The 19,875-nt window shown below is 37.9% G+C and carries 19 protein-coding genes and 1 riboswitch; of the genes, 10 read left to right on the top strand and 9 right to left on the bottom strand.

Annotated elements, in window-relative coordinates; translation table 11 throughout:
* The first annotated feature begins 2 nt into the window (after positions 1–2).
* A complete protein-coding gene (locus AAGF08_RS01025) occupies positions 3–488 on the top strand; it encodes a hypothetical protein (protein ID WP_343509032.1) in 486 nt (161 codons plus the stop codon).
* A 78-nt stretch (positions 489–566) separates the two neighbouring features.
* On the opposite strand, the gene AAGF08_RS01020 is transcribed toward AAGF08_RS01025, so the two are convergent.
* Positions 567–2,957, bottom strand: a complete 2,391-nt coding sequence (locus AAGF08_RS01020) for a TonB-dependent receptor (RefSeq protein WP_343509031.1) — start codon at positions 2,955–2,957, stop codon at positions 567–569.
* Between the two features lie 136 nt (positions 2,958–3,093).
* A riboswitch (TPP riboswitch) is annotated at positions 3,094–3,190 on the bottom strand.
* A gap of 117 nt (positions 3,191–3,307) precedes the next feature.
* Between AAGF08_RS01020 and AAGF08_RS01015 the strand changes: the two genes are divergently transcribed.
* The 5 genes from AAGF08_RS01015 (at position 3,308) to AAGF08_RS00995 (ending at position 7,792) form a co-directional block, all read left to right on the top strand.
* The gene (locus tag AAGF08_RS01015) at positions 3,308–4,153 is read left to right on the top strand and encodes a fumarylacetoacetate hydrolase family protein (protein WP_343509030.1); all 846 of its coding nucleotides are present in this window, start codon (positions 3,308–3,310) and stop codon (positions 4,151–4,153) included.
* Positions 4,154–4,161: 8 nt separating this feature from the next.
* Positions 4,162–4,518 carry a TfoX/Sxy family protein gene (locus tag AAGF08_RS01010; protein ID WP_343509029.1) on the top strand — a complete coding sequence of 119 codons (357 nt, stop codon included), beginning with the start codon at positions 4,162–4,164 and terminating at the stop codon, positions 4,516–4,518.
* A gap of 75 nt (positions 4,519–4,593) precedes the next feature.
* On the top strand, positions 4,594–5,004 hold the full coding sequence (locus AAGF08_RS01005; RefSeq protein ID WP_343509028.1) for a hypothetical protein: 411 nt from the start codon (positions 4,594–4,596) through the stop codon (positions 5,002–5,004).
* A 51-nt stretch (positions 5,005–5,055) separates the two neighbouring features.
* Positions 5,056–5,487, top strand: coding sequence for a secondary thiamine-phosphate synthase enzyme YjbQ (locus tag AAGF08_RS01000; RefSeq protein WP_343509027.1), 432 nt, complete (start codon positions 5,056–5,058; stop codon positions 5,485–5,487).
* Positions 5,488–5,581: 94 nt separating this feature from the next.
* A complete protein-coding gene (locus AAGF08_RS00995; protein WP_343509026.1) occupies positions 5,582–7,792 on the top strand; it encodes a DUF5916 domain-containing protein in 2,211 nt (736 codons plus the stop codon).
* Here the strand turns inward: AAGF08_RS00995 and AAGF08_RS00990 are convergent.
* Positions 7,764–8,357 (bottom strand): hypothetical protein, encoded by a 594-nt coding sequence (locus AAGF08_RS00990; protein ID WP_343509024.1) that lies wholly within the window; start codon positions 8,355–8,357, stop codon positions 7,764–7,766. The two genes, AAGF08_RS00995 and AAGF08_RS00990, sit on opposite strands and share 29 nt — an antisense overlap.
* A gap of 63 nt (positions 8,358–8,420) precedes the next feature.
* Positions 8,421–8,603 carry a hypothetical protein gene (locus AAGF08_RS00985; protein ID WP_343509022.1) on the bottom strand — a complete coding sequence of 61 codons (183 nt, stop codon included), beginning with the start codon at positions 8,601–8,603 and terminating at the stop codon, positions 8,421–8,423.
* A gap of 463 nt (positions 8,604–9,066) precedes the next feature.
* Here AAGF08_RS00985 and AAGF08_RS00980 point away from each other — a divergent pair, with 463 nt between their 5' ends.
* Positions 9,067–10,500, top strand: a complete 1,434-nt coding sequence (locus AAGF08_RS00980) for a DASH family cryptochrome (RefSeq protein WP_343509020.1) — start codon at positions 9,067–9,069, stop codon at positions 10,498–10,500.
* 456 nt (positions 10,501–10,956) lie between these two features.
* On the opposite strand, the gene AAGF08_RS00975 is transcribed toward AAGF08_RS00980, so the two are convergent.
* From AAGF08_RS00975 to AAGF08_RS00965, 3 genes are read right to left on the bottom strand one after another with little or no spacing between them, the layout of a single operon-like run.
* The gene (locus tag AAGF08_RS00975; RefSeq protein WP_343509019.1) at positions 10,957–12,189 is read right to left on the bottom strand and encodes a serine hydrolase; all 1,233 of its coding nucleotides are present in this window, start codon (positions 12,187–12,189) and stop codon (positions 10,957–10,959) included.
* Between the two features lie 9 nt (positions 12,190–12,198).
* Entirely contained in the window at positions 12,199–13,260 is a 1,062-nt protein-coding gene (locus AAGF08_RS00970; protein WP_343509018.1) for an aminotransferase class I/II-fold pyridoxal phosphate-dependent enzyme, read from the bottom strand.
* 11 nt (positions 13,261–13,271) lie between these two features.
* Positions 13,272–13,694, bottom strand: a complete 423-nt coding sequence (locus AAGF08_RS00965) for a VOC family protein (protein ID WP_343509017.1) — start codon at positions 13,692–13,694, stop codon at positions 13,272–13,274.
* A gap of 59 nt (positions 13,695–13,753) precedes the next feature.
* Between AAGF08_RS00965 and AAGF08_RS00960 the strand changes: the two genes are divergently transcribed.
* The 3 genes from AAGF08_RS00960 to AAGF08_RS00950 all read left to right on the top strand — a co-directional run bounded on the left by AAGF08_RS00960 (position 13,754) and on the right by AAGF08_RS00950 (position 16,049).
* The gene (locus AAGF08_RS00960) at positions 13,754–14,653 is read left to right on the top strand and encodes a patatin-like phospholipase family protein (RefSeq protein WP_343509016.1); all 900 of its coding nucleotides are present in this window, start codon (positions 13,754–13,756) and stop codon (positions 14,651–14,653) included.
* Positions 14,643–15,257, top strand: coding sequence for a class I SAM-dependent methyltransferase (locus AAGF08_RS00955; RefSeq protein WP_343509015.1), 615 nt, complete (start codon positions 14,643–14,645; stop codon positions 15,255–15,257). The genes AAGF08_RS00960 and AAGF08_RS00955 overlap by 11 nt, the downstream gene beginning before the upstream one ends.
* Positions 15,258–15,446: 189 nt before the next feature.
* Positions 15,447–16,049: a trimeric intracellular cation channel family protein gene (locus AAGF08_RS00950; protein ID WP_343509014.1), complete on the top strand. Its 603-nt coding sequence runs from the start codon at positions 15,447–15,449 to the stop codon at positions 16,047–16,049.
* A gap of 339 nt (positions 16,050–16,388) precedes the next feature.
* Here AAGF08_RS00950 and AAGF08_RS00945 read toward each other — a convergent pair whose 3' ends face one another.
* The 3 genes from AAGF08_RS00945 to AAGF08_RS00935 are packed head-to-tail and all read right to left on the bottom strand — an operon-like array spanning position 16,389 to position 19,874.
* The gene (locus AAGF08_RS00945) at positions 16,389–17,567 is read right to left on the bottom strand and encodes a DUF4221 domain-containing protein (RefSeq protein ID WP_343509013.1); all 1,179 of its coding nucleotides are present in this window, start codon (positions 17,565–17,567) and stop codon (positions 16,389–16,391) included.
* Positions 17,564–18,706 (bottom strand): DUF4221 domain-containing protein, encoded by a 1,143-nt coding sequence (locus AAGF08_RS00940; protein ID WP_343509012.1) that lies wholly within the window; start codon positions 18,704–18,706, stop codon positions 17,564–17,566. The genes AAGF08_RS00945 and AAGF08_RS00940 overlap by 4 nt, the downstream gene beginning before the upstream one ends.
* 7 nt (positions 18,707–18,713) lie before the next feature.
* On the bottom strand, positions 18,714–19,874 hold the full coding sequence (locus AAGF08_RS00935) for a DUF4221 family protein (RefSeq protein ID WP_343509011.1): 1,161 nt from the start codon (positions 19,872–19,874) through the stop codon (positions 18,714–18,716).
* Position 19,875: the final 1 nt, after the last annotated feature.

Genomic DNA, 19,875 nt, shown 5'->3' with positions numbered 1-19,875 from the left:
TTTTGTCACTATTCAACCATAAAAATGAAAGTTCTGGAATAAATGGAGCTCGACTTTTGGGCCTCATTCTAATACCAGCTGGTATTCTTGTGTTACTTGTTCCGTTTTTCTTTGAGGTGACTACGGATCCTCAAAAGATAGGAATGGTTGGTGGAGGATCTTTTTTAGTCGGGATTTTTATGGTGTCAATATATTCGGGAACGCTCATTGATTTTGATAAAAGGTTATTCAAAGAATATCAAAGTATCCTTTGGTTCAAAATTGGAGAGTGGCAGGAGCTGCCTAAAATCGAAAAGGCAGAATTAATTCTTCATAGTTTTCGAAGTACTAATACTCCAAATGGAATTAGTCCCACGCTTTCGCAGAACATCACTATCTATAAATGTGTTTTACTTGCCAATGGAACCAAGTTTTTAGCGTTTGATTTCAATAAAGAAAAAGACGCCGTTTTTGCTTTGGAGAAAATTAAAAAGGATTTGGGGATTTGAAAAATTAATCTTCATGATAGAAAAAAAGCACTGATTTTCCTTAAAACATTTGGGAAAGTCAGTGCTTTTACTTTAACTCTAAAACTTCAAATTCAATCCCAACATAAAGTTGGTGCCTGCCATTGGATAATAATAATTCTCAGTCACCAATTCCCTACCTGTGTCACCAGGAACGAAGTAGCTAAAGGTATACCCGTTCGGCTCGTACAATTCATTGAAGATGTTATTGACTAGTAAGTTTAGCTCCAGACTTTTGAAAAATCTCGGCTGAACTTGGTAGCTGACACGAATATCGTTTGTGAAGAAAGCGTCCAGCGATCTACTATCATTTGCCGAATTATCTAAGTATTGCTTTCCAACATACTTGGACATCCAGTTCAGTGAAAGATTTTCGATAGGCTTATACTCTATGATTGCGGATGCAATTGCATTTGGGGAAAAGGCAATGTCCGTATCCTCGTAAATAAAAGCCTCTTGTTGAAATTCTACCGTGCTATAATCATCTACGTATTCTGTAAATTCTTCGATTTTATTTTGACTCAATGTTAGATTACCTCCCAGGGTTAAAGCTTTGGACACTTGGAAAGCTCCTGATAATTCGATACCTGCTCGGTAGGAATTGGCGACATTTTCCCGAATATAGGCTCCCACATCATTGATCTGACCCGTTAAAATCAACTGATCTTTGTAATCCATATAGTAGAAGTTGGCATTGTAATTAAACTTTCCTTTTTGGGCCCTCACTCCAGCCTCGATGTCATTTAACCTTTCTGGTCGAGGGATTTCTGTGATCGGATTATCAGTAAAATCAGAGCGTTTTGGTTCACGATTGGCAACTGCATAACTTGCATACCATACTTGCCCATTACTTATCTCATAGCTTAAACCAAATTTTGGGTTGAAGAATGTGTAGGTCTCATTTCCATCCACTATCCTTTGATCGTCATTAACTCCGAAAAAAGTGTAATCAATCCCCCGAACCTGTAAATCCCCAAACAGATTTAATCCAGGACTGATTTCGTGGGTGGCTTTCAGATATAGGTTTCGGTCATCTTTCACAGCATTGTTATCGTAATAACGGTCCCGAATATTAGTAGCTCCTGCAATTCTTGCCCAGATGATTTCCCCAAAGTGATCTCCATCGTAGCGATTGATTCCACCTCCCATAATCACATCCCATTTTCCATCATCTGAGATGTAATTGGCTGAGGCGATGCCCCCAAAGAAATCATTATCGAGCCATCTCCTGCGAATAATATCAGTGCTGGAAATACTCTCTTCTCCAATTTGGGCATCTGGAAGCCCATAGCTTGCAAAGTCATCATTTTCGCGGAACTGTTCGTAATAGCCGCGTCCGTAGGTATAGTGAAGTGCAGCATTAGTTTTCCAATTGGTTCCTATTTTCCCGGTATAAATCAACTGATAATGATCTTGCTGGTAGTTATCAGTTTCATTGTCATAGGTATAATAATTAAAGGTACGATCATCCTCCAATTTAGACTCCGGAAGTCCGTACCAAGCTTGATACGTTTGCTCTTGCCCAGAGAAAATATTTAGTTTTAAGACATGGTTTTCCGAATAATATCCTGCCGATACAAAGAAGGATTTCAAATCTGAAAAAGCGCGGTCCACATAGCCATCAGAAGTAATTTTGGAAAGTCTCGCGTCTACCGCAAAATGATTATTCAGTAATCCTGTACCAGCTTTCACCGTATGCTTCCAGGAATTAAAGGAACCGACCGAATTAGAGATTTCTGCATAGGCATCGTCTTTTCGGGTATCTGTTTGAATATTTAGGCTGGCTCCAAAAGTAGCGGCCCCATTTGTGGAGGTACCTACCCCCCGTTGAATTTGAATGTTATCCACAGAAGAAGCAAAATCAGGCATGTTTACATAAAATACGCCATGAGACTCAGCATCATTCAATGGAATTCCATTTACCGTCACATTGATTCTGCTTTGGTCTGAACCTCTGATACTCATGCTGGTGTAGCCGATTCCTGCTCCCGCATCTGAGTTTGTTACCACAGAAGGCGTGAAATTCAGTAAGATTGGAATATCCTGCCCTAGGTTCCTTTTGGAAAGTTCTTCCTTATCAATAGTTTGGAAAGTAGTGGGGGTAGTAGAAGAAGCCCGGGTTGCAGAAACTATAAATTCTTCAGTAAGTAATTCTACGGGTTTCAACCGGATGGTCAATTCTTCAGAAAAAGGAAGAATGACGGTTTTCTTAAAACTTTCAAAACCAATAAATGAGACTCGAAGTTCTATTTCCCCAATCCCAAGGTTTGTTATGTTAAAATTCCCGGACGCATCAGTTACCGCCCCTCTTCCTTGTTTTTCTGTCCAGACCGAAGCTCCCAATAAGGGTTCTCCTGTATTTGCATCCAGGACTTTTCCTTTTAGACTTTCTTGAGCCAATGTTGGTATTGCCAACAGGCAAAAAGCCAAATTTAACAGTATTTTTTTCATGTGTGTTTCCCTGTCGGGTCATTCTGGTTAAACATTAGAAAACTTAGGGGAAGTCTTCTTCAATTGTTTACCCGATGCATAACATGAACAAAAGAGAAAGTGCAACGACGTCTTTTTGCGTATTCGATTTGTTTCTTTGCTATGCTGCTCATTTCCCTTCGCCGGCATTACCCGGATCAGGTCTTATGGGTATGATCTCAGCCCGAAATATTTAGGCACCCCTTATGATCTTATTGCAAAGGTAATGGGGAAATGGATTTATACAATTCTTTCCATTAAATTCCTCGCTTTTCTGGGCTAAGGTTCCCAATTCTTTTCCTTAAATTCCCTTTTCTAAAACACAAAAACCTATGAAAATCTATAAGCTTCCATCAGGAACTCTTCTTCAAAAAAGTGATCAATTTTTTTTAGGTCCCAGTCTTCATTGGAATGAATTATTGGGAAGAGAAAACTTAAAAGAATACCTCAATTTTGAGTCAAAGGGATGGAGGCTTTTAGGAACTGAAGAGGTTGAAAAACTAATGGAGATCGGATTATTGTCGCCAATGGGAGACCAAGAAATCTGGGCTGCAGGAGTAACCTATTATCGCAGTAGAACTGCCAGAATGGAAGAAAGTCAAGATGCTGGGGGAGCAGATTTTTATGATAAAGTTTATGCTGCAGACCGACCAGAACTTTTCTTTAAAGCCACATCCAGTAGAGTTTCTCACCCTGGAGGAAAAGTGAATATTAGGAAAGATTCTACTTGGGATGTGCCTGAACCTGAACTTACCCTTTTGATTTCTCCTTCCGGTAGAATTCAAGGTTTTACCGTAGGCAATGACATGAGTAGCAGAAGCATCGAAGGAGAAAATCCACTTTACTTACCACAGGCAAAAGTTTATCATGGCTGTGCCGCAATAGGCCCCTGTATTTTAGTGCAGGATGAAATACCCTCAGATGATACAAAAATAAGACTGGAAATTTTCCGTGGAGGCCAATTATCTTTCGCTGGAGAGACTGATTTATCTCAATTGAAGCGTAAGCCTCAGGAATTAGCAGATTGGCTTTTTAGAGCAAATACTTTCCCGATAGGATGTTTTCTGATGACAGGCACCGGAATTGTTCCGGATGATTTCACGCTCGGTGAAGGAGATTTAGTAAGAATTGGGATTGACGGTATTGGGGTTTTAGAAAACACAATCTCAAAAATCTAAACAAGAAATTGGCCTATGATGAATATTTATTCGAGCGACTTTCCAAAAGCCTAAGGGAACGAGGAGTAATTTTTACCAACAAAAAAATGATGGGGGGTATGGTATTTATGGTCGATGATAAAATGTTTATGGGCCTAAATCGCGATAAAAAGTCGGGTAAAGATAGATTGATGGTACGGGTTGGGGAAGATGCACAGGAAATGTGTATGAAAAGGGCAGGTTGCATTCCAATGGAATTCACTGGTCGGGCTATGAAAGGATTTGTTTTTGTTTATCCTGAAGGATTTGATATGGATGAAGTTTGGGAATTTTGGGTTGATGCCGCATTAAAATTTAACCCAAAAGCCAATAAAAGTAAGAAATAAACAAAGCTTAACTAAGAGGCTGTTGTCTTGGCAAAGTAATTGATTCACAGGATAAGATCACTCTAATAAATATCCATGAAGAAATTTTCAATCTTTGCTTTATTAACCTTAATGGTGCTTTCATGTAATTTCAATGAAATGCCAGAGCTTCGAGAAGAAAGTCAGATTTGGTCTTTGGTTGGATATCAGGTGAATATTTCTGGAGATAAGAAGTACACCAGTATTCAGGATTCTGCCTATGTTTATTCTCTTTTACCGGATGGAAGTTTTACTAAGACTGTGGGAGATTATGAAATTGAAGGGTCCTATGAAAAAGGCTTGGAAGATGGACTGACTCGATTTAAATTTTTTTATTCCACTAAGAATAGTTTGTTAATTCATAGTTGCATGCAAGATGAAGAGGATTATTTCATCAATAGTCAGGGTCAGCTTACAGGTACTTGGGATGCCTGCGACGGACCCAAGTTGTTTTTCGATAAAAAATAAGGAGAGAAACCTGATTATTTTTTATTCAGCGTATAGGCTTTATTTTTAGAAATGAGTAAGTTTTTCCAGAAAAAAGTACGTCTACCAAAATTTAGAGCTGGTTATCATTTGATTACAGATCTTATTGAGAATGAGTTTCTAGAGATAAAAGAAATTAGAACCGGTTTCTTACATGTTTTTATTCAGCACACTTCCGCAGCATTGACAATCAATGAAAATGCTGATCCAACAGTCAGGAGGGATTTTCAGACTTTTGTGAATGATTTGATTCCAGAAACCTACTCTAAATTTATTCATACCTACGAGGGGCCTGATGATATGCCGGCACATATAAAAGCCAGTTTCTTTGATTCAAGCCTCCAAATTCCAATCACTTCTGGCCAATTGGCTTTGGGAATCTGGCAGGGAATTTATCTCTGTGAATTTAGAACACATGCTTCTCAAAGAAATCTAATACTCACTGCCTACGGCGAGTTGGCTTAAGTATTTTCAAATACTATCCGAGAATTTTACCATTGATATAATAAAAGTCTGAATCTAATAGTTGGTCGATATTTTTGTTCTTCATCCAATGATAATGCGAAACTATATTTTATTATTTCTGATAATATTAGTTACTGCGACTAGCATATTTGGTCAGGGAAAACCTAACCAAAATGCCTTTGCTTTTAAATTGGCATCTCCAATAGTTTTGGACGGGGAATTGGATGAGGAAATCTGGCAAGATGCAGAAGGTTGGAATACAGATTTTATGCAATATTTTCCTTCGGATACATCTCTTTCGGAAATCAATACGAGGATTAAAATCGCTTTTGATGAAAATAACCTATACATCGCGGCGGTTATGGAAAATAACGAACCCAGAGAATATGTTTCTACTTCTCTAAGGCGGGATTACCGTGGTCAGCAAAACGATGGAATTACTTTTGTTTTCGACACTTTTAATGATAAAACGAATGCCTTCCAATTCGGGGTAAACCCATATGGAGTTCAAAGAGAAGGTTTGTTGGCTAATGGTGGGATAAGAAGTGAAGACTTAAGTTTAGCTTGGGATAATAAATGGTATGCAGAGGCTAAGATTTTAGATACCCATTGGCAAGTGGAGGCTATTATTCCTCTTTCTACGATTCGATTTAAAGATGGTGCCCAAAATTGGAATGTTAATTTCTACAGGATAGACAGTCACACAGGAGAGAGAAGTACCTGGTCTCCTATTCCTAGAAATTTGTCAATCATTTCGACAGCGTTTAATAGAAAGTTAATATTTGAAGAGCCCCTTCGAAAAACCTCAGCAAATATTTCTTTGATCCCTTATGTGGCCGGTAAAACTTCTAAAAATTATCTTGAAAACACCAGTGAAAAATTTGTGCCTGCAGTAGGTGGAGATGCAAAAATTGGGATTGGTCCTGCAATGAACCTGGACTTAACTTTTAATCCAGATTTTTCTCAAGTCGAGGTAGACCAACAGGTTACAAACCTGGATAGATTTGAAATTTTCTTTCCGGAAAGGAGACAGTTTTTCCTAGAAAATGCAGATCTTTTTGATAGTTTCGGAACTAGGCAATCGAGGCCATTTTTCTCTAGAAGAATTGGAGTGGATATTGATTCTGCCACGGGTCAAAACATTCAAAGTAAAATTATTTATGGTGCTAGACTCAGTGGTAAAATCAATGATGACTGGCGGCTTGGATTGATGAATATGCAAACAGCCACAGATGAAGAGGCTGGAATTACCGGGAAAAATTTCTCTGTTTTTGCACTTCAAAAAAAGCTGTTTACGAGGTCCAATATAGGATTCATTTTCGTCGATCGGGAATCACTTGCCTTGGATGAATATCAATCGCTATTTAATCCGGAAGAATATAACAGATTAGTTGGTGTAGATTATAATCTAAATTCAGCTGACGGAAAATGGACAGGAAATGCTTATTACCATCGTACCTTTGAATCCGGAGAAAAGGAAAAACCATACTCCTTAAATTCTTTTATTCGGTACAATGATATTCATTGGAACTGGAGTTTAAGTTATAGGGATATAGGAGAAGATTTTAACCCTGAAGTTGGGTATGTTCCAAGGACAAATTACAAGCGAGTTAATCCAGATATTTCCTATTTGTTTTATCCTAATTCAAAGTTGATTAACCGTCATGGTCCAAAATTAGATTTTGAATTATTATGGAATGAGGCAATTGGTACTACTGACCGTGATATTAATCTGAGTTACAATTTCCAGTTCAATTCCTTTTCAACTTTAACGCTGACCCAAAGAAACCGCTACGTTTATTTATTTCAGGATTTTGACCCTACCCGTACTGGAGGTGAAAAGCTTCCTGCAGGAACAGATTATAATACTAAAACACTTCAAATTGAATATAGTAGCAATCCAAGGAATCCATTTTTGATAAAGTTGGAGGCAGAAGGAGGAGAGTATTACACCGGTGATTTTCTTAGGATTGTAAGTGAGATGGGCTTAAGATTGGGATACATTGCTAATATCTCTATGAATTTTAATTATGCGAGAATTAGATTGCCTGAACCACAAAACGATGCAGATTTGCTTTTAGTCGGACCAAGGATTGATCTTACATTTACCAAAAAACTATTCTGGACTACTTTTATCCAATACAACAATCAAATCGATAATCTAAATATCAATACACGTTTACAATGGAGATTTGCTCCTGTATCGGATTTCTTTTTGGTTTATACGGATAATTATTTTCCTGAAAGCTTCACACCAAAGCAGCGCTCTTTGGTATTTAAGCTGAATTATTGGTTGAATCTTTAAGCCTCTTTAATATAGGAGATAGCCTAGCCCTATGGGTCCTTTGAAGTAATACTGGATAGAGGTTTGCTAAAATATTCAATATCAGATTGATTAGGGACATTTTCCAAAATCCCAAGCCAAGACTCCAGATACTTAAAAAAACAAGGATGAAAAAGGGGATTAAATGACCGAATTCCGACATTTTTGACTCTTTTACCCAATTGAAAATCCCTGTTTTTGTTCCGTTGAAATATCGTTTTTGCTGATCTTTATTACTCCAAAAAGTCATTAAAAGGAATTTTTGAAATATAGGTACTCCTATAAGTTTACCGAACTTTAGTATTTGTTTAGGAAATCTAATTTCGTAGTACTTACTCGGTAAAAGGGAATAAGTGGGCCAAGCAAATCCTGCCAATGCAAAAGATCCAAGAATAAATAAATTGGCTAGAATACTGAAAAGTACTGCCTCAGTATTATTTGAACTTTGAAGCTTTTCCCAATTAATAATCAGCTCATAGGATCTATAAAACAGGAAAATACTTCCTAGCGAAAGAAAAACTTTTTTTAGAATTGTTTTAGTTTTCAAGGTTTATCTTTATCGAAAGTATTTTTCCTATTTCTCTCCTTGCGATCAATGGGATATTGTTTTTTAGTTGGTGAAGAAATCAAAATCTGCTTTCCTCCAAGGGTTATTATAGGTGTCATGTTCCGCAGTCACTGCATTCATCTGTTCATCATCAAAAGCTAAATGAACTAATATCAAATACACTCCTGGGCTTAATTTTTTCAATTGCAGTTCCATTCTTGCTTCATAATCTTCTGGCTCAGCCATGATTATTTCATAGAACACAGGTATTTTATCCAAATCTACCCCTTTAAAATTTTCTTAGGTCAAGATAAAGTTTTCCGCCGAAGAGTTATTTATGAAATGATTTTGATCTAGTTCTATAAACCCAGATGTAAGAAAAAAATGATACGAATACCTGAATTATCAAAAAATAGAACCACGTGTTAAGCTCTTTTAAAGGCTCAAAATTTATTGTATTATTATAATATAGCTTTGAAATTACTAGTGCGACTATGCACAAAGGAAGAATAACTACTAACCAGAAGTTAAAAAAAGAACGATAATGGAAAGGGATTTTCTGTTTTTTCACAGAACTTTTAGAATTTTTCATTAGGAATCTTCAGGGATAGTTTTATTCGTTGTGCTCTTTAATAATTAAATCTACAACTGAAGTTTATTTTTCCAAAGAAACTGCAAACAGTTCGATTAAACATGCAGTTTGCAAAATATGAAGTTCAATAGAGTGATCGTTTGGTTTCGTAATGACTTGAGAGTAAAAGATAATGTTACTTTAAACAAGGCATTACAAAGTGGGAAAGAGGTTTTGCCGATCTTTTGCTTTGACCCGAGGATGTTTGATAAGACAGAACTTGGTAATCCAAAAACAGGGTTTCATAGGGCTAAGTTTTTGATCGAATCAATAACTGATTTGCGTGAAAACCTAAGAGATCTTGGAGCAGATTTGATTATCCTCCAAGGAAAACCTGAGGAGGAAATTATTCAGTTGGCAGAGAAATATGAGGTACAGGCCATCTATTTTTCTAAGGAAGTAACAGCAGAAGAAAGGAATGTTGATAATTCATTAGAGGCCTCTGCTTGGGCCAAAGGCATTGTTACTGAAAGTTTCTGGCAAAGTACTCTTTATCATAAAGATGATTTGCCATTTCCTGTTAATCAATTACCGGAAGTATTTACACAATTCCGGAGGTCAGTAGAAAAAATGTCTGAAATAAGAGAAGAATATCCTACTCCTATTTCTATACCCTATCCTGGAACAGATGTTATTTTCAGTTCTGGGGAGATCCCAAATTTAAGTCAGTTTGGATTGGAGCGTCAAAATTCGGCAAATAATTCGGCGTTAGGTTTCAAAGGTGGTGAACGTGCTGGATTGAGACGTGTCCAATCCTACTTTTGGGAAAAGGATTTGTTAAGAAATTACAAACAAACCAGGAATGGACTTATTGGAACGGAGTTTAGTTCTCGATTTTCAGCTTGGCTTGCATTAGGTTGCATTTCTCCAAGAACGATTTATTATGAAGTAAAACGATATGAAAAAGAGCGAAAAAAGAATGATAGCACGTATTGGTTGATTTTCGAATTGATTTGGAGAGATTATTTTCGCTTTATCAGCAAAAAACATGGATCTAAAATATTCCAAATAGCAGGAATTAAAAATCAAATGGATTCTTGGAGTAGGAATCAAAATGAATTTAAACTTTGGTGTGAAGGAAAGACGGGAGTGCCTTTTGTAGATGCCAATATGCGGGAGTTGAATCAAACAGGCTTTATGTCCAATAGAGGAAGACAAAATGTAGCGAGTTTTCTTGTAAATGATCTTGGGATTGATTGGACTTGGGGAGCGATGTATTTTGAAAGTATGTTGGTGGATTATGATGTTTGCTCTAATTGGGGAAATTGGATGTATGTAGCTGGAGTGGGAAATGATCCGAGAGAAAATAGATACTTTAATATTCTTCGCCAGGGGAAAAACTACGATAAAAATGGAGATTACGTGCGCTTTTGGATACCGGAATTAGCTGCGATTGGCGGGTTCGATATTCATCAACCAAACGAGTTATCCACAATTGAACTAAAAGACTTAAAAATAGAATTAGGAAAGACTTATCCACATCCGATGGTCGAAATGGAGAAGTGGGTTTAGCATTTTTTCTTTAACCGCAACGCGTGCAGAGGTTTATTCAAAGGACTTCATGGTTTTTTAAACCACAAAGTAAGCCAAGCTTTTCACTGAGGATACAAAGGTTAATCAATTTTAATCATTGATCCTGAAGTGCCTTGGCCATCGTTTGTGGTTCACGAAGGTTTTGCTTTTTGTTTAAAAAGTTAGTGTCCTCATTCACTTTTACTCAGTCATTTCATCAGCTTTATTTTTTTGATACAAATAATTCGGTTTCCGATAAAGTAAAAACCATCAAATACTCCAGGAAGTGTCGTGAAAAATAAAACTAAAATAAGTCTAGGATTCGGATAGGAAATCAAAATCGAACCGTAATTCTGGATACACGTACCCTTCATTAAAGAGGACTAAGGGGAATGCATAAATCAAGGGCCAAGCCCAATTTTTTCAGAAATGTTTTGAAAAACCTCATTTCTAAATTTAATAACTAAACTTAAAGTCTTTCAAATTTGCTGGGATCATTTTTTCCCGATCAAGTTCAATTGAATAAAGATAGTCCCCTAATTCAGCAAAAAAAGGAAATCCGATTTCATCGTATTCGTAGACATCATCATTGAGGGTTTCATCTGAATTTACATAGATTACTGCTGTCACAAAGAATTCTACTCCATTTTCAAAATCAACATAATAACTTCCATCAATCAGATGTCCATAAGCTTGTCCAGTTTTATTAAAGAGACGTAAAGTTTTTCGGGTGGAACTTTTGTCATTTCCGTCCAAGTAAAATTTAGAATAGGTGTCCCAGTATTCGTTCTGTGGATAACTTGGGAAATCACTTTCTCCTGGCATCATGCTCATGTATTTCAAAATGAGATTTCGATGTGCATCATTCAGGTTAAATCGCTGGGCATTTGGGAAGGCCATTGGGAAAGTAATTCTTTGTATCACTCCATGAAGGTCAGAGATTGCGAATTTGTTCTTGAAAGTAAAATCCATCCCCTGCTCTATCAATGAATCCCCGCTATAATAAGCACTACCGATGACTGGTTTTTCAGCATTGGAATAAACCACTTGGGTTTTTCTTGCAGGAACTTCATGAATTAGGTTTCCAGACTTATCCACAAATCGAATCGGGTTAAACATTCGGTTTTCTTCAGCACTGGCATTAAAACTAAGGCGATGATTTATTATCGTGTGATTCAGATCTTTAGAGGCTAATTTTTGATTGATGTAATCTTGTCCCAAGAGTTCATAAAGTCGGTTATACGCGTCATTATCCGAAACGAGAAGGATTTTTTTTATGTATTGTGCAATACTGGGAAGAGAATCAAGGGCTGAGTTATCCACATTTGCTGGTACTTGAGAGGGATGGATGGAATCGGTTAGCATGATGGTATTTTCATCCAATCCTGCAATATTTTGTTCCTCCAGCCATTCTAAAGAGAGGATCGCTACGGGTAATTTTACTGTGCTGGCAGGATAAAAGTATTTACTATCATCTAAGTTGAAAGAATAATCGGTCATCAAAGGGATTCCATGTTCATTTCGGTCAATTTGGGAATAAAGAATTTGAACTTGATATTTCTCTTTGTTGCTCAAGACTTTTTGTAAAACCGGAAAGTCATCTAATCCATCTTCAAAAGGAACAATTTCTTTTTTTTGACAAGCTGATAAGAGTAGAATTAAAAGTATTATTGAAAGGAAGGTACGCATGAAGTAAATTTATGTAGATGACAGTTCAATTAATTTTTCAATCAATAGTTCCAAATCATTTTTTAGATGAAATCCTGAAATTACAATCCGGTTAAGTCTTGGATCCTTTGCAGTGGGATAAGGGAAGGAAGAAGTAATAAATCCGCTTTGCTCCAATTTATCTACCCAAGTTTCTTCGAAATAGTTAAATACCGGGAACTCTGGATTTCCCAGAATCCCGTTTAATTTAATGGTCTCCTGATAAAACAAATCGCAATTTGTGGATAACTTCTTTTTCTGAGCTAAATAGAGGTCCTGACTCTCCAAAAAAGCCTGTAAATATCCAGGAGAGCAAGGAGAAGCGCCACCATAAATCGGAAGATTTAGGATTTCATCTTTGGTAGCACGATCGCAGAGAATAATTCCAGCAGGTAAGCCGAGCCCTTTTCCGATTGAGCCAGATACGACCACTTTTGCCGGGAGCTTTTTTAGTTTTGAATAGGTGCCAAAAAGACTTTCTCCAATGACTCCGAAAGCATGACTATCGTCAATTAAAATTGTTAAGTCATGCTTTGTCCCAATTCTGGCTATCCAAGAGTAGTCGTGAATTGTACTCTGGAGCGGATCAACAGCATTTCCAAGAATCAGGATTTTTTGTGGAGGTAGATTCTCACTTTTTTCTAAGCATTTAATTTTCCAATCTTCGAAACTTTGACGTGGGTTCGGAGCTAAATCCAGAGGGAGAATTGCAGGATGCGTGTCTGGGGCCACCCAAATTTCGGATTCTTCTTTCTTTAAAAGCCGTAAAGCAGCAGTTCCTGTCAAATAACCTGAACTCATTACTAAGCTAGACTCTGCTTGAGCGGAGTCCGCAAAAAAAGCCTCAAATTCATCATAGACTGCCAATCGTACATTATTGCCTCGGCTTTGGCCATGATTTAATCCGTAGCGCCATAGCCCTTCCACTATTTTTTCCTGGAACTCCGGAACCATTCCTATTCCCAAGTAGGAAGTACCGCTGAAATAGCGGTAGGTTTTTCCTTGGTAATCGATGAGCCGATCGATTTTTTGTTCTAGGTTAAAGATGTTCAAAGCTTATTTTTTTACTTGGCAAAGATCTGTGATGGATCCTGAAAAGATTTAAATTCAAGGGCATTTCCGCAAGGATCCAAGAAAAACATGGTTGCCTGCTCTCCTACCTCTCCCTTGAAACGGATATAAGGCTCGATGACAAATTCAATTCCGTGAGCTTTTAACTTATCAGCTAATTCATGCCATTCCTCCCATGGTAAGATAGCCCCAAAGTGTCTTACCGGTACATTTTTTCCGTCCACAGCATTTGTTTTAGCAAGGGCTAGCTCCTCAGGTTTGATATGTGCGGAAAGTTGATGACCAAAGAAATTGAAGTCAATCCACTTGTCAGTACTTCTGCCGATATCGCAGCCCAATAAATCTCCATAAAATGATCTGGTCTCTTCAATATCCCTGATCGGGAAAGCCAAATGAAAGGGTTTAAATTGACTCATAATGCGTACTTTCGTTTAAAATTTTCGGCTTCAATTTAGTTTATTATTCCTTGAAAATAATGTCAGAAAGAAAATCTGTGTCTTTGGTTTTGAGTAGCGGTGGAGCAAGGGGATTAGCGCATGTGGGAGTCATTGAGGAGTTGGAAAAAAGAGGCTATCACATTGCCGAAATAGCCGGTTGCTCAGCAGGGGCTTTGGTGGGAGGAATGTATGCGGCAGGGAAATTGGAAGAGTTTAAAGATTGGATCTGCCACTTGGATCGCGTGGATGTATTTTCCTTGATGGATTTTACATTTTCCAGCCGTGGATTTATCAAAGGGGAAAAGGTTTATAATGCGTTGAAAAAAGTGGTAAAAGATTGTCAGATTGAAGATTTTGAAATTCCCTTTGTATGCAATGCTGTGGATTATAAAACTGGGGAGGAAGTAGTATTTAGGGAAGGAAGTCTTTATGCTGCTATTCGCGCTTCTGGTAGTATTCCAACAGTCTTTCAACCTGCGAGGCATCACAGATATGAACTGATTGATGGAGGAGTTTTAAACCCTGTTCCAATTTCACTTTTGAAAAAGCCACATGAAAATAAAGTTGTTGTAGTAGGATTGAATGGGCCTGATTCTGAATTGATTATTCCTCCAAAAAAAGATGCGGAGGGGCATCGATTTATTTCTTTACCCAAATGGCTAAAGGATTATCGAACGAAGATGAGGAAATATTTTCCGGAGCAGGAAAAAGTGGAGAAATCAACTTCACTAAGTTCAATTAATTTGATGACAAGATCATTTGATTTACTTCAGGATCGTTTTTGTAGCTTGCTTATTGAGCAGTATCCGGTGGATGTCAAAATCCGAATCGCCAGAAAACAAGCTGGAACACTGGAATTTCATAGGGCTGCAGAATTAATTGAAATTGGAAGACAGAAGGCCAAGTTGGCACTAAACAAATGGGAAAATGGACTATAAAGAACTGAATAAATTACTCGGTAATATTGATGTTTATCTGCTTGATCAAATCTTAAAAGGAAGATTTAGCAAGGACATGAAAATCCTCGATGCTGGCTGTGGGGAAGGACGAAATTCCGTTTATTTTATCAACGAAGGTTACCAGGTTTATGGAATTGACCAAAATGAAATCGCGATTCAATATTGTCGGCACTTATCCAAAAGTCTGGATCCTGCTTATGATGCGCATAGGTTTCAGGTTGGAGTGATGGAAGACATTCCATTTCACAAAGAAGCTTTTGATGCAGTGATTTGCATGGCAGTGCTTCATTTTGCGAAGGACGAGGCGAATTTCTGGCAAATGATCCAGGAAATGCTGCGGGTTTTAAAACCTGGAGGAACCTTATGGTTTCGAATGTGCACCGGTTTTGGAGAGATTTTGGAGCAATCGCAATCTTTGGGAAATAGTAGATATTTACTTCCAGATGGATCAGAGCGTTTTGTATTGACCAAAGAGCATATGGATCAGTTTAAGAAATTTGGATTGGAATTTCTGGAAGGACCTAAGACTGTTTTGGTGCTTGACCAACGTGAAATGGGGGTTTTTGTAATGAGGAAGGAATAGTTTGTTTTGCTCCCGCAAAGGCGCAAAGCAACAAAATAAATAGAGCAAATTGAAGATAGAGTCATTTCGACTGAAGCGAGCGGAGGGAGAAATCTCAATTAACATATTATAGATCTCTCCCTTTGGTCGAGATGACTAAAGATTATTTATGGTACAAAATATGAAGCAGATAAACCCAAATTAAACTCCATGGATTTACAATACGGATTAGAACTCGTAGGTACCTTTGTTTTTGCTATATCTGGAGCATTGGCAGTCCGTGAACGTGAACATGACATTTTTGGAGCTGGATTTACTGGGTTTATCACGGCAATTGGAGGGGGAACACTGCGGGATATATTATTGGATAGTTATCCTTTAGTCTGGATAGCGGATGTTAACGTATTATATGCTGTTTTTGCGGGAATTATGGCTGCTTTTTTATTTCCTAAGTTCCTGAGCAAATTAAGAAAGACTCTATTTTTATTTGATACGCTCGGAATTGGCTTATTTACCATTTTGGGGGTGGAGAAGGCATTGAGCCTTGGAGTAAGACCAGAGATAGCAGCAATTATGGGTATGTTTTCGGCAGTGATGGGAGGAGTGATCCGCGATACGTTAACGAATGAAATCCCGATTCTTTTCCGGAAAGAAGTATATGCTTCGGCCTGTCTGGCAGGTGCGGTCTTGTATTTGGTGTTGAATTATTTTGAAGTAGATCGGGATTTTAATTTATTGATATCCATATCGTTGGTGATCATTATACGGTTTTTGGCTATGAAATATAAACTGAGCCTACCGAGGCTGGATTAGAAAGTGAGAAGGCTTAAGTCAGAAATCTCAAGTGAGAAAGCTGAAAAAGTAGGCAGTGATCAGTGTCAGTGTTCGGGTCGAACATATATAATAAGAAGTCCATATTCTAAAGTTAAATTGGACGGCGTCATTTCGACTGGAGGGAGAAATCTCTAATTCAGAGTTATCGTTCAGGTCATTTCGACTTCAGGGAGAAATCTCTTTTGGCAAGTTCCCGCAGATGTCCGCAGAAGTAAATCATTTAAGATCTGCGACTTTAATCCGTGAGAATTAGGGGGCAAAATACTTTTAGGTCATTTCGACCGGAGGGAGAAATCTCTATGAATAAAAACATTGTGTTTATTCATTTTCAAAATTTGGTTTGAGTCTTACAAAAGCGATCTGATTATTTAAATTCAAAAATGTATACAACATGTCTTTGTGGACAAAAGTCTTATTGACGAAATACTCTCCAGGAATAAAAGCTGACAAGTCTAGTTTTGCTTCATGGATGATAGTAAGATTTGCATCAAAAACAGATAAAACAAATCTAAAGTATCTGCCACCTTCATCAGGAACTTGCTGGACTTCTCTGCTATAGCGATAGAAGCGTCGATTTTTAGAATCCTTGATAATCGGCCCAAAGACCACCTCTTGGAATTTCCTTTTTTTGGCAAGGTTTAAGTCTTGCATAGACCGAACCTGCTTCGGAAAGTTGCCTCGCTTTACATTTGATATCAAACTGCTTTTATAAATTCTGTGATATACAGAATCTTTTGTTGCATCGTAATACCAGAGTTCATTTTTGTAGGAATTGGAGGCAATAAGGTTAGGACCGTCGAGGGTAAGGAATTTGTATTCTGGAACCACCATTGTTTTTCCCTCCCGATATTCCCAGCGGATCAAAAATTTTTCCGATTGATCTCTAAAATTCACAGGAATCAATTTCAGGGATTTGGAAGTTAAATCCACTTTTGCTAAACCAAGAATACGACCATTGGAGGGGTAGTAGCCATAATGACTGGCAAAAAAAGATCCATCTTCCGAGATTTCGCCCATGCCATTGATCTCCTGACTATCACCAAGGTTATCTCCACTCAGTTTATGGTTTTGAAGGCGGTAAGAATCTTTCAATTTAGTATCGGCACCCATTCTGAGGACTTCAAAATAATCTCTGATGATCAGGTCACCATTGGTGGTTTTTTTAATTCCAGTTGGAAAATACTTCCTGATTCCGTTTGGGCCATTCACCTCAAATTGGATGTGGTTTTTTAGCTTTTGAGCGTCAATATCATAGACATCTACTCGGCCTGTCCCAGGGTCTAAATTATAAAGTAAGCCCTCTGAGGATACATAATCCGAAGAAACCAAATTCATATCGAGGTAAGGCATGGAATCACCCGAATCGATAAAAACTGTATCTAATGTGTATTCAAACGTATTGTTTGTAAATGTTTTGGGTACTACTTCCACCTTTTCCTTTTTAGTAGAGCAACTTAAAATTAGGGATAGGAAAAGAAAAGGAAGTAGTCGGTTCATTTTTCGATGGTTGGTTTTAGTCTGACAAAAGCCAGTTCATCATCTACATTTAAAAAACTATAAAGCATTCCATCTTTGAAAAACCGGGTGCTTGAATTGCTTAGGTTTTCTACCGTTTGTTCCTTCAGCATCGTATAATCAGGATCAAAAAAGGTCACCACATCTTTTGTCACCACCGAATCCGCGATCATACGATCCATATCGGTACTAAATCTCCAAATAAGATTTTCTTCTTTTTGCAAGATCATCGGCCCAAATTTAACCTGCTTTAATTTCTCTTTAGATGCATCAAAAAGAGCTTCACGGGAATCTACTTGCGTTGGGAAGTTTTTGATCCGCTCATTTCCAGTCAGGCCAGCTTCGAAAGTTTTATGCATCAAACTATCTCTGGAAATATCGTATAGATAGACCTCATTCATGGCTGTATTACTTAGCACTAACTGACCATTAATAAAGTTCATATAGGAGGATTCTCCCATGGACATCATAGCATTTCCATTCATTTCCAGCATGATCCGGAATTCGTCCAGTTTTGAAATAGCATCTGTCGGAACGAAATTCACCTCCATTTTTTCAAGGTCTATCACTGCGAGTCCTTTGGCTGGTTTTCTGAAACTTTCATCCTCCAACTCTCCAACATAGATTTTACCATCCGGTGAAAATGTTCCCATATAACTGACGACATCCGTTTCGCCGAATTCGTATCCAGTTAATGTGTTTCGATCGAACTCGTATTTATTGACCAACTCACCTCGAGTGCTGATTTCTACAATTTTATTGAAGTCAAAAAGTACCAGATTGCCATTTCCGAGTACCTGAAGTTTGGAAATAAAACCACCACCTATTCCATTTGGGCCTTCTTTTTCCAGCTGAATGGTTTCTTTCAAGGCCAAATTATCCATGTCAACCACTTCCAAAAGAAGTGATTCTGGATTGAGATTGTAAAGCAACTTATTGTCTTGGGTCAAATCAGAGATTCCTAATCCCCAGTTTAAGAAAAAGAAATGATCTCCGGGATCTACCATCACAGTATCTATTTCATAAGTCAACTCAAAAGATTTTGCTGATTCGGTTTCTGAATTTCTTTCTCCGCAAGACAAAAGAATTGCGAAAGCCGTTAGATAAAAGAATTTTTTCACAATTGGTTTAGTTAAAATTTAAAGTAAATACTGCAAAGCCCAATTCATCGTCCACATTCACATAAGACCAGAGCTTGCCGTCTTTGAAGAAAGCACTGGACGGCACTTTATCCAATTCGGGGATTTCAGTTTCCCCGATCAGGTTTAGGTTTTCATCGAAAGCAAAAAGAAAAACCTGGGCTTTTAAGGGTGCATCAGGGTCATCCCCTTTCGTTTCATAAATCCTCCCAAAGCGATAGAAGCGTTTGGTGTTCTCATCGAATAGCAGCTTATCAAAGCCGATCTGGCCTCGGGCTTTTTTCATTTCTGATTCGAATTCTTTCTGAGATGAGACTTTGTTGTTTACGGGGATTTCCTTTTCATTTGGGACGATAGAAAAGTCAAATTCAAACAGCTTCAATGAGTCTTGACCAATTTCAAATCGATAGATAGAATTGACTGTGCCTCCAGAGAGAAAGTAACTATCTTCAATTTGCTGTAAAAATAGCTCCTCTACATAAATAGACATAATCTCATCTGATTGGAGCAAAATGCGATAATCTCCAACCTTGTCAAGTGCAGGTATGGGAATGACATTTCCACTTTTACTTTCTAATTTTATTTTGGCAAGTTGGTTTGTACCCTCCATAAAATCTCCGGGGAGGGAATACATCCATTTTCTATCAGGGGAAAACACGATTTGATTTGTTAAATTATATTCAGCATTCTCACTCAAACCCTCTACTTGTATATCTCCAGGCTTTAACGTTAGGTCCTGTACTTTTTCCCCATTTCTATTAAAAATACCGGTATTTTGGAAGTTGGCGAAAAGAAACTCCTCGCCTGGAAGATAGCGGGATGTAGTAATATAATTAGCTCCAACACCGTTTGGGCCTTCTTTTTCGAAGGAAATCTGTTCCTCAAGGATCAATTGATCCAAATTAATTTTATTCATCTGAGCAGTCACTTCATCAAAAAGATAAAAATAGGTTTTGGATTCATCCAGTGACCCGTTGCGCACACCTCGGGAAAGATTGATTATTTCCTCTCCAGGGTTTACGACCACCGTATCGGTAGTAAAGCTAAAGTTTTCCAGAATATTTTCAGAGCCACTGTTTTGGGCTGTATCCGTCCCCCCGCAGGAGGAGAAGAGAACAAGGAGGAGTAGAATTGGTAAAAGGTTTTTCATA

Source organism: Algoriphagus sp. SE2, assembly GCF_039563885.1.
Taxonomy (GTDB): domain Bacteria; phylum Bacteroidota; class Bacteroidia; order Cytophagales; family Cyclobacteriaceae; genus Algoriphagus.
This window is presented reverse-complemented; position numbering and strand designations above follow the sequence as displayed.